General features: G+C 56.0%; 9 protein-coding genes. All 9 read left to right on the top strand.

The features are described 5' to 3' along the window. Positions 1-19 precede the first annotated feature (19 nt). The 9 genes from ACSQ3J_RS05360 (at position 20) to ACSQ3J_RS05320 (ending at position 9,861) form a co-directional block, all read left to right on the top strand. Entirely contained in the window at positions 20-583 is a 564-nt protein-coding gene (locus ACSQ3J_RS05360; protein WP_436038829.1) for a hypothetical protein, read from the top strand. Between the two features lie 231 nt (positions 584-814). After that, the gene (locus tag ACSQ3J_RS05355; protein WP_436038828.1) at positions 815-3,283 is read left to right on the top strand and encodes a hypothetical protein; all 2,469 of its coding nucleotides are present in this window, start codon (positions 815-817) and stop codon (positions 3,281-3,283) included. A 13-nt stretch (positions 3,284-3,296) separates the two neighbouring features. Then, positions 3,297-3,839: a hypothetical protein gene (locus ACSQ3J_RS05350; RefSeq protein WP_436038827.1), complete on the top strand. Its 543-nt coding sequence runs from the start codon at positions 3,297-3,299 to the stop codon at positions 3,837-3,839. Continuing rightward, positions 3,839-5,731: a hypothetical protein gene (locus ACSQ3J_RS05345; RefSeq protein ID WP_436038826.1), complete on the top strand. Its 1,893-nt coding sequence runs from the start codon at positions 3,839-3,841 to the stop codon at positions 5,729-5,731. Before ACSQ3J_RS05350 ends, ACSQ3J_RS05345 begins: the two co-directional genes overlap by 1 nt. Further along, positions 5,728-5,931: a hypothetical protein gene (locus tag ACSQ3J_RS05340; RefSeq protein ID WP_436038825.1), complete on the top strand. Its 204-nt coding sequence runs from the start codon at positions 5,728-5,730 to the stop codon at positions 5,929-5,931. The genes ACSQ3J_RS05345 and ACSQ3J_RS05340 overlap by 4 nt, the downstream gene beginning before the upstream one ends. Before the next feature lie 616 nt (positions 5,932-6,547). After that, positions 6,548-7,069 carry a hypothetical protein gene (locus ACSQ3J_RS05335; protein ID WP_436038824.1) on the top strand — a complete coding sequence of 174 codons (522 nt, stop codon included), beginning with the start codon at positions 6,548-6,550 and terminating at the stop codon, positions 7,067-7,069. Between the two features lie 79 nt (positions 7,070-7,148). Continuing rightward, positions 7,149-7,469 carry a hypothetical protein gene (locus ACSQ3J_RS05330; RefSeq protein ID WP_436038823.1) on the top strand — a complete coding sequence of 107 codons (321 nt, stop codon included), beginning with the start codon at positions 7,149-7,151 and terminating at the stop codon, positions 7,467-7,469. A gap of 150 nt (positions 7,470-7,619) precedes the next feature. Next, positions 7,620-9,338: a hypothetical protein gene (locus ACSQ3J_RS05325; RefSeq protein WP_436038822.1), complete on the top strand. Its 1,719-nt coding sequence runs from the start codon at positions 7,620-7,622 to the stop codon at positions 9,336-9,338. Beyond that, complete coding sequence (locus ACSQ3J_RS05320; protein WP_436038821.1) at positions 9,313-9,861, top strand: hypothetical protein; 549 nt, start codon at positions 9,313-9,315, stop codon at positions 9,859-9,861. Before ACSQ3J_RS05325 ends, ACSQ3J_RS05320 begins: the two co-directional genes overlap by 26 nt. Position 9,862: the final 1 nt, after the last annotated feature.

Below are 9,862 nucleotides of genomic sequence, written 5' to 3'. Positions count from 1 at the left end.
GAGTTTAGGGAGAAAATGAATGACTGAAACCAAACTAGAGCAAACTGACAATGCCGCTTTCCTGTCGCCAGACGATTTCTTGGCAGCCATCATGCCGCCGGAGGAATTCTTCGAGGTCGCCGGAAAGAAGGTCAAAATCCGGGGCGCGAACGCCTTCGATCTATTCAAGCTGATCAAGCGTTTTCCGAAAGCTCGTGCTCTCGTGCACAACATCGCCGACGTGGTTTTCGGCAGCGACAAGCAGGCAGAGGACCTGATCTCCAGTTTCAACAGCCGTACCGTCATCGATATCCTGATCGATATCGGAGATGACGCAGGAGCTGCTTATGCAGCGATCTGCCTCGGCAAGGGCGATGACGAAGCTTTTGAAAAAGACCTGCAGGCTGCTCGAAACGATGTTCTCCTTGGTCTTCTGAACGCCAGCTTGACCGCGACCTTCGGAGGTAAGTCGCCCCAGGATTTTTTTACCGGGCTTCTTATCGAGTTCGAGAAAATGGGAATCCGCAGGGGCGGTCAGGCAAAGAAGAAGCTCGCTACCAAGGCAAATCGCCAAGTGAAAACGATCTCGTCAAAGGCCGCGTGATACCGAATTTCGGTGGGCTCGCCGAGCTGTTCCGCAGCTACCAGCTGTACCGGTCCCTTACCGGACAGATTGGTTGGGACCTGACTCCGGGCGAATTGGGGATGAGGTTGGAGGCACTGGACGACGTTCGTAGCCGGGGTCGGGAGGACCTTTTCCGGGCGGTGACGGCGGCTATAGCCGGGGCCTTTGGAGATGAAGAAGCTGAGAAACTGATTTTGTGAGTGATCGATAATGGCAGCAGGCAACGTAACCAGAACCATCGGAACGCGATTTACGCTGAGCGGCACACAGAATGCGCTTGCCAGCCTGCGTTCCCTTGCTGGCGGTTTTCGTGCGAACCTCCAGGCTATGCGGGCTAGTGCAGCTCGCTACTTTGCGCCGATCATCGCGGGCCTGAAACAGATCGGTGCATTTTCGTTCAAGAAGCTTCAGCAAGCCGCAACCCTCGCATTCAAGGGCATTGCCGCTGGCGCTGTCCTCGCATCCCTGAAAATCAAAGCTATTGCTGCCGCTGCGCTGGAGAGCACTCGGGGCATCACGGAGCTGACCAATCAGATATCAAAAGACAGTCGACGGCTTGGTATCTCTGCCGAGGACCTGTCGGCTCTTCGCTACGGGTTCGAAAAGCAAGGCGTCGAGCCTGACGAAGTCCTGCAGTCTCTATCGGACATCGGAAACGAATTTAAAGCCATTCGTCAGCAGATCGATGCTGCCGACACCGCCTACGCTAAAACGAAATCTTGGAATTTCGCACAGGTCCTGGCCGCCGGTAGAACGCCGGGGGCTATCGCAAATGCAATGTCCGGAAACCAGGAGGCGGCAGGGGGCTCGTTTGCAGGCATTGCAGACCAGCAAGCATTCATCCGGAAGCAGATCATAGCCGCCGCTCCTGGCGATGACGCTGGGCGCGTTCGCCTTGTTCAACAGTTTAAAGAGCTTGAGACCGCTCGCCTTCAATTGATCCAGGGACTCGGTCAGCAAGGACAAGCGCTGTTCTCATTGCAGGATTATGGCCTCGACTTTGACCAAGCAATTAAGGGCGGCGTTGAAGGTCTGACCGCGCTCAGCGAGGCATTCCGCCAAGTCCAGGACCCGGCTCTCAAGCTCCGCATCTCGATGCAGCTTTTTGGCGAAGATGCGGGCGCGAAGATGGTAACCGTGCTGGAATCGGGTCGCCAGGGCATCGAAGAATACCGTCGCGAAATTGACCGTCTCGGCGGGACTGTGACGGCTGCCGACGCTAAACGGGGTTCCGACTACAAGGATAGCGTTCTTCAGACAAAGCTCGCGCTTCAGGGCGTACGGCTGGAACTTGATCGTGGCATCACGCCGCTCCTGATCGAGAGCCAGAAGCAGCTGACCGAATGGTTGGCGACGAACCGCAAGTGGATCGCCGATACAATGAAGGCGGCCTTCGTCGAGACCCGCAACCTATTCCTCGATATCATCGATCTTTTCCACGGCCAGTCCAGCGGCTTCCGTAACGGATGGCTAAACACCATTGCGCCGACGCTTTTATATGCCGCCGAACTCGCAGGGAAGCTCCGAGACCAGCTCGGGAAGATTTTCAGCGGCAAGGACTCAGACTGGGAATGGCTGAACCTTTTGCGCGATAGCGTCGTTACGACCGTCAAATTCATCGCTGACGCGTTCCGCGTCGCTTTCGGCGGCAAAGCCAAATCGTTTCCATTCTTGGACACGGCAATGGTCCAGCTGAAATGGATTTGGTCTGCGATCACGGCTATCCCGGAGCAAGTTCGCAAGGTCTGGAACGGCGATGACAGCGACTGGGAGTGGCTGAATACCGTCCGCGACGGCCTAAAATTCGTCAGAGACTTGGCCGTTGACGTGTGGGCGGTTCTGTCCGGCGGTGAAGCCCAGCGATTTGGCTTCCTGAACGACTGGTCGACGGCGGTCTCTGAGTTCGCCACCAAGGTCAAAGATGCGCTGACGGTCGTGAAGGACGCCTTCGGAGTCGTGCATTCCGCATTCCAAAAAATCGTCGGCCTATTCGGCGGTGATGCCACGACCATCGCTTTGGTGGGTATCTTCGCGAGGATCGCACTTGCCATCACCGGTATCGGAACGGCTGCCACGCTCGCTTCGGGTCTCGTCGGACGTCTACTCGGCATCGGTGGCGCAGCATCCGCTGTCGGTGGAGCTGCTGCCGTAACCGGCGCTGCTGGAACCGCCGCCAGTGCAGGTGGCCTGGCTGGCGCACTGATCGGCGTCCGCACATTGGTCGTCTCACTCATCTCCAAATTCGGCTTGCTCGGACTCGTCGCGACCGGCGTCCTCGCTGGCGGCAAAGCTCTGCTCGATTATTCCGAGGCCTCATCGGACAAAGTCCTTGAAGCTCAGGTCAAGCTCATGCGCATCCAAGCCGAGACCCAGCTCAAAGCACGCGAGACCTATCAGACCAGGTTCGGCGCAAAGCCTGCGTTCCAGGGCAGCTTTGGCGGCGTAGCTCTTTCTAGCCGCGAGCAGCTCGCTGAGCTTGCCCGTCAACGGGGCACAAGCTTCGCTGACGAGGCTCGTTCACGGGCTGGCATCATCGGCCAGTATGCGGTCAATGACCAGCGTATCCGTGAGTCCGTCAACCTCAACATTACGCTCGGCGGCAAGACTGTGCAGGCGACAGTCGACAAAACGAACGCCGAGATTCTGAAAGACATCAACCGCAATCTACGAGCTTATTGAGGAGATCGTCGACATGTATAATGGGTCTCCTTCGAAGATCGTCTGCTCTGCGATGCCTCTCGGCTGGCAGTCAGGCACAGACCTGACCGCCAACATCTCGCTGATCGACGATGCTGCTGACATGCGCCGCAGCTGGAACGGTCGTATCCGTAATTTTGCTGACCCGGCCTTTCGGCTTTATCGCGTTGAACTTTCGTCCGGCGACGGCGAGTACATGACGCCAGCGCTTACTCGGCTTATGCCGGGTGACGAATTCGAGATCGTCATCGATGCGGACTTCGAGGATTTCATTCCTGCCGGGGGAACAGTCCGGAGCCTCATTCGTGGGCCACATCCGGGCTCGGTCCGCGTCAAAGACCTGGGGTGGGCCGATGCTCCGTTCTCGACTGCTGGCAGGGTGGTGACCCTGTCGTCGGCTGCCGCCACGCCGGTCCGCATCTCTTATCGCCCAGTGCTTCATGTCGCTGTGACGGAGCCGGTAAAGTGGACCGAGAGGGCCTCTGATCGAAAGGTTTCCTGGAGTCTTGTCACCGAGGAAGTGGGGAGTGACGGCTGATGCTCTACCTCACGTTTCTTACCGCTCATGATCAAGCATTCGATCCGGTGGCCCACAAAGCAAACGCGTTCTTCTGCTTGTCCGCATCGCTGGAAGAGCGTGAGGACGGCGATATCATTGTGCCGTTTTTCAACGTCACGATCCAAAATCCAGGTATCGCCTGGCTGGCTTCACAGCCATCGCGATATGCCGTCCTGTCCGAGCAGGCAGAAGACGACGACGTTCCGATCCAACTGGCTCGCGGCCGCCTGTCGACGTTGCCAACGGAACTCGCTGGAGATGATTGCCAGCTGGAATTCACCTGCGTCCCACCCGACGAAGACGATGTCCTTAAAGCTGCTGCCAATGTCCTGAGGATTGGGGAGGTCGATTACGATCCGGATGCCGATCCTCAGGACCGCGATGCAGCCGAGGCCTACGATCCACTATTCTATTCGCCGGAAGCGGAAGACGATCCAGGTAACGCCCTGGCCGGGACGATGGATGTTTGGCGCTGGAACAGGCTGACTCTGGTCCCAGAGCGCGTCCACCTGATCAACGGCGTCGTTCAGCATGTGATCGCTGGAGTGACCGAAGGAACCCATCAGAGTGAGCGGCTTTCAATCAAGAATCCGCCGAAAGCTGTGAGCCGTCTGCGCCTGATTTCTTCGTGGACGCAGTCTGCATCTGGCGATCAGCCGACCGAGTTCCTCGGCACCCGCGAGATCGACAGCTACAATTATAAGGACTTCATCGAGAATCTGCCGAAGGCGGGGACAGCTATTGGCTCGTCGACGGGGTGGACGATTGCAGATGCCAAAGTCAAAAGTGTCGAAACCCTGCTGGCGCAGACCTTCAGCGGTGGCGCTTTCTCATCTCTTTTCGGCGCGACAAATCACAAGATCAGGATGCGGCCGAAGAAAGTCACTATTGGAATGCGGGCTCATTACGAGTATTCGCAGGAGCGTGAGGAGATCATCGACCTGTACATGTCGGCTGGCGTCCAGCCGGTGCTCGGCGACGATAAGATCGAGACGGTCGACCAGATTACGCTGTCATCGCTCACGCTTGATGTAACAACAAAGGAATGGGTGTACGAAGACCCAGACACCTTAGAGATCATGCATTATGTGGTTGGTGACCGTCGCCAGGCCAACGGCAAGGTCTGGGCCTGCACGTTTGAGCACGATGCCACCGAAGCATTTACCGCCAATCTTTTCGACAACGAAAGCGGCGATATCACCCAGAACCTGTGGGTAAGGACGCCTAAGAAAGCCGCCATCGACGCCGCGTCGTCGCGTTTTGCCGACCGCAATCGGGGAAAGCGTGCCGTTCGTCATGGGTTGCGTCGCCTGCATCGTATCGTCCAGCGTCGTGCCCGGGCTGCCGAAGTGACTTTCGAACTTCCTTGGAAAGTCGGCCGGTCCATCACCTGCGCCGACGAGTGCCGCGTCGAGAACCGCCGTTGGCCGGGGGGAGAACTTGTCGGTAAAGTAATTGGCGTCCAGCTCAAGATCGAGGGCTCATCACGGTCGGCGATCATCAGGCTGGGCGTTTCGGTCGGTACTGGCATCGCCTCGGCCGAGCCGACCGGCGACCAACAGCAGACAACCGATATCGTCTACCATGTCACCGCGCCTGCGGTTAACGCTCCGGTCAATGCCGACACTCTCGACAGCCAAGCTCCTCGAATCCTTGTCGTCGAAAACGAAGCTGATGCTCAGGCAGGATTCGCCCGTGATGCGGCAGAAAGCGGCGGTGATCCGGCTGCCGCAATCGCAGCGAATCCTACGAAGCTGCGTGTTTACTACGAGCCGTTGCGACAGGAAGACCTCATCACTCGCCGGATATCCGTTCACACTCAGCCAATCCTTGTTCGGGAAGGCATTAATTTATCTCCGGAGATCGCATGAGCACCGTAGCTGCCCTAAAACAACTTATCGGACACCAGGCCCGCAAGGACCTGATCAGCCGACCTCGTGTCCGGACGTCGACAATCCGGATCGAAAGCCATGACCTTGAACAGGAACTGGTGATTGGGGGAGGGTCGGATGTCAGCTATGCTGTGATTCAGACCTCAGTTGATTACGAGCCGCCGGAAGCTGATTCGTGAACACCGTCAAGAGATTCACCTAGCCGAATCTGCAACAAGCGACAAATCGGCATGTATAAACCGGACCGATTCGCCATCTGGGGGCGGGTTTTCCCCCGATCCCTAAAATTCACGATTGATGTAAACCATTGATTTACAAAGATATTTTTTAGAAACCTGTGCATAGCCGGGATTTAACGGTTTCAGGTCTTGCGTCAATTCCCAGAAATGGCGTTACTACGTGTGCCACTGAAGAAAGGAGAACAAAAATGTTCTTAAAACTTTGGCTGGCAGCCACGTTCGCTACCATGGCGGTCTACTATACCGTCCATACCTTCGAACTTATAAAAGAAGCCGTCTCAGTGGATCACCGAGACGGCTCTGTGGACGAGAAGAAGTAGCGATCACGCTGTCGGGGAATCGGTCTAGACCACCGGTTCCCCACTTTCTTCTGTAAGGACAGCTTTCAACAAATCGCGAGTCAAGTCAAACTTAACAAGACTCCAGTTGGTTTTTTCCACCGCAGGGTGGGAATTTAAAGACGAATCCTACACGTGAATCGCCATCGAGTCTTTACCGGTAGGGGAGTACAGGACTCAGAGAACGGCGAAAATCGGGTCTGAAAAGTGGGGGAAGAATGTTTAACGCGATACGGAAGCTCTTCGGACGAGAGCCCAAGCCACCCGCGTCCACGATCTCTCCTGAGGAGCTGGCGGCCTACACACAGGGGCGCGAGGTCTCGAAGGCACAGATCGCAGCCGTCGAAACGTACGTTGACGAGCGATATGGCCAGATGCGGTCTGCTTATCTTGATGTTCTGCAAAAACAGCTCGATAGCTGCCGGGCCCAGGACGAACATTCCCCGATCATGCTGGCACGGATCGAATACTCGCTTTATCTCGATCATGTAAAGGAAGCTCAGGCGAAGCTGAATGATGAGGTTCGCGCGGTCTTTTCCGAATGGACGGCTCTCAACAAGGAAATGGACGTCGAGGAACTGACCGATCAATGGCTTGATCAAACGCTTACTGACAAATTTGCTGACCTCAGCATTGACGGTCTGACCGTTCTCAACGGCAACGCGGATATTATCAAAACCGCCGACGATAACTGGCGAAAAAGGTTTCCCGACCGGGCTGCAGCTCAGCTACTGGAATAATTCAAGACCCCATATCCTCGAATCTTGCACCGCCGCATGCCCTGATAGCGTCAGCACAAACAATGTTGACGAGATAAGCATGCCGCAAAACGAGGACTTTTTAATCCGCGAACTCATGAACGTTAAAGACGGCATGCAGGACATCGCAGTCGCCCTGGCAACCGCCGTCGCAAGCATCAACGGCAAAATTGATGGCTTCATTCAGGGGCAATCCGCTCATCAAAGTGAGATCGACGGGCTCAAGACGCGGATGGCCAGCGCTGAAGCGGACATCAGCACAATAAAATCCACCCATTCGTTAATCCGGAATCGTGTCCTGGGCGGATCGGCAGTTGTCTCTGCTGCCGTTGGTCTGTTCCTTTTCGGTTGGCCACTCGTCCAAAAAAAGTTCGGCCTATAAGTCTAGACGGGGCCTGATGTTGTCAACCAAACAGCATTTAACCCCATGCTTTCCAACGATTTTCCTGTTGCCGCCGATGGTTTCTCGGGGTCCCATTCTTATACGACCACCAGAAAGGTGGCGTAAAAACGGGATAAAAAAGGAAATCAAATGAGAACAGGTCGTCCAAAACAATTCGATTCCGCCGCTGACGCCGCAGTCATTGCTAGCCATCTGGCTGCCGGTGAGAAACGCAGCAAAATCCGTCAGGTCACCGGTTTCACTGCCCACCAATACCGCGTCGCTGCACAGCTCCTCGAAAGCGGCTCGATGCAAGAAACCTTAAAATCACTGAAAAATGAACCGAAACAGCCGGAAATCGAGCCGAAATCGACGAAAGCCGAAAAACCGAAGCCGGTGCGCCTTACGAAGGTGCCGGTCATCGAAGCAACCCTAGAGCCTGGTAAAGTCCATCGGTTTATCGTTACAGCCGCCCAGGACGACACGCCAAAATTCGAAAGCTTCTGGACCAGTCTAAAAACCTACGCCCAGGCGATGGGCGCTTCAATCATCACCTGCGGGCTAACCTATCAAAAAGGCCTGTTCGAGGACCACGCGGTCGCTACGGCTTGCTACGACAAAGAGGTCTCTGAATACCTGTTCGTCGAACGCATTCAGCTTACCCCAGACCTGCTCATTGTCTGTGACGCCAATGTCCTTCCGACTACCGCCAACCCTTTGCAGGGCTGGCAGACTGCAAACAAGGGTGGCCACGTCGTCGTGCCATCCACCAGGATCGCGCTGGAAAGCATCCCGCGCATGCAGGACGATGATCCTCGCTACGCAATTTCCACCGGTTGCTGCACGCTTCCCTCCTATACGCCGCGAGCTGCTGGCCGGAAAGCCATGTTCCACCATACTTTCGGCGCTCTACTGATCGAAATCGATGTCGACGGAGAGTCTTTCTTCCACCATCTCCAAGCCGACGAAGACGGGTCCTTTCAGCACTTGGATCGCGTAGTCGATGGCGATAGCATCACGGTCGGTAACGAGGTGAAGGCTATTACTTGGGGGGATGTGCACCACGACCAGCTCGACCCGGCGATTGCGATGGCAACCTGGGGGTACTGCACCGCAGAGAAGCGTGTTGTGACGCAATCGTCGCTCGCCGGGTATCTTCGAGCTGAGTATGAGTTTGTGCACGACACCCTCGACTTCCGTCGTCGTAACCATCACGGCCTGACGGACCCCCATGAACGCGCCCGCATCAATGTTCACACCAATTCGAATGTCGAGGACGAGGTCAGGGAAGCTGCAGCGTTCGTCAATGCGATCTCACGTGACGGCTGCCGCACGGTCGTTGTCGAGAGCAATCACGATGCGGCGATCAATAAGTGGCTGAAGAACCCGGAAGGCATGTTCGACCCTGAAAACGCCTACTATTGGCATCTGCTGAACAGCGTCTGGCATCGGGAGATCAGAGCCGAAAATGAAGACTTCAATCCCGTCCACGAAGCGCTCAGGCTTGCTGGTCTCGGAGACCACATCGATTTTGTCGGGTCAGGTGAGAGCTTCACTATCCTCGATATCGAGCACGGGCTTCACGGAGATATCGGTGTCAGCGGTTCGAGGGGCACACCTCAGCAGTTCCGTAGATTTGGCCGCCGCACGTCAACAGGGCACACACATTCGCCGTCAATCATGGATGGAGCATGGGTCGCCGGTCTTTCGGCTCGGTTACGCCAGGGGTACAATAAAGGCCCGACGCGCTGGGCTCATGCCCATATCGTTTTAAATCGGAACGGCAAGCGTTCAATGATCCTGATGCACGCCGACGGACGCTTCCAGGCGACAGGAGATGTCCATGAGGTGCAGCGGTTGGCTGCTTAACGAAGTCCGCAATCTCGACTTGCACAACGCCTCCAATCACGTCAGTAATCTGACAGGGGTTGGGGGCAATTCAATGATATGGCCGTTTGGCAAGAAGAAGGAAGCGGGCGTGAAGCTCGTTTACAAACCTGAGGGATTCCTCGAATACCAGTGTAAATATGGCCACACAGACATCCAGCCTCGCAAGGTCGGAATTGTCGCGTTGGTCCTCGATGCTCAAAAAGAATTCGGCACAAGTAAGCCAGTGACGGTGAAACCCGACGGGACGCAGCAAGCTGTTCTTAGGGTTGCGTCGGATGACGGCGGCTTCATTGTCAACAGCCAGACGGCCAAACCAGGTGGCCAGCCGCTCGTTCCTGGTGACATCGTCGTATGGTTGCCCTGGGAGTATGTAGAGCACCCGTTGATGCAGCAAAGAGATATCGACAAGCGTTTTGGCTGGGTGGGTTTTATCATGGCCAAGGTAAAGCCCGAGGTTGACCCGTCAAATCCAAACCTGGCCATTATCTGCAAATACGACTGAC

Source organism: Rhizobium sp. LjRoot98 (genome assembly GCF_964252935.1).
Classification (GTDB): Bacteria; Pseudomonadota; Alphaproteobacteria; order Rhizobiales; family Rhizobiaceae; genus Pararhizobium.
The sequence above is the reverse complement of the archived record's forward strand: the minus strand, read 5'-3'. Positions and strand labels throughout refer to the sequence as shown.